The sequence below is a fragment of the Bartonella sp. TT110JLCBS genome, from assembly GCF_042193405.1.
In the GTDB taxonomy this organism is placed as follows: Bacteria; Pseudomonadota; Alphaproteobacteria; order Rhizobiales; family Rhizobiaceae; genus Bartonella.
In genome coordinates this window covers 1-285 of sequence record NZ_JBHILT010000261.1, presented here as the reverse complement: position 1 = coordinate 285, position 285 = coordinate 1, and the positions used below count along the sequence as shown (strand labels likewise).

The 285-nt window shown below is 38.6% G+C and carries 1 protein-coding gene; it reads left to right on the top strand.

Translation table 11 applies throughout. The annotated features are described in order from the left end of the window. Positions 1-285: hypothetical protein (locus ACFILW_RS10815; protein WP_375685832.1), on the top strand; the 285-nt coding region annotated here is incomplete at both ends.

Genomic DNA, 285 nt, shown 5'->3' with positions numbered 1-285 from the left:
CTGATCAATCTGGGAGGAAGCTCAGTACTTTCATTTGGTGAGAATTCGGAAGTTGACTTGCAAACCACTGGTGCTGGGGTGGATGCAATAATCAATGTTAAAGATAGCGCTAAGATTACGATTTATAAGCCAGAATATGTAATTTTTGATTTACAAAGTACGGGATCCGGTTCTAAAATTTTTAACTTCTCCGGTGAAGTAGACGCCAGTTATGTCAAAATTCGGACTTCCAGTGATGGAGATTACATTGGACCATATAAGACAGTTAACTATACGTTAACGAAG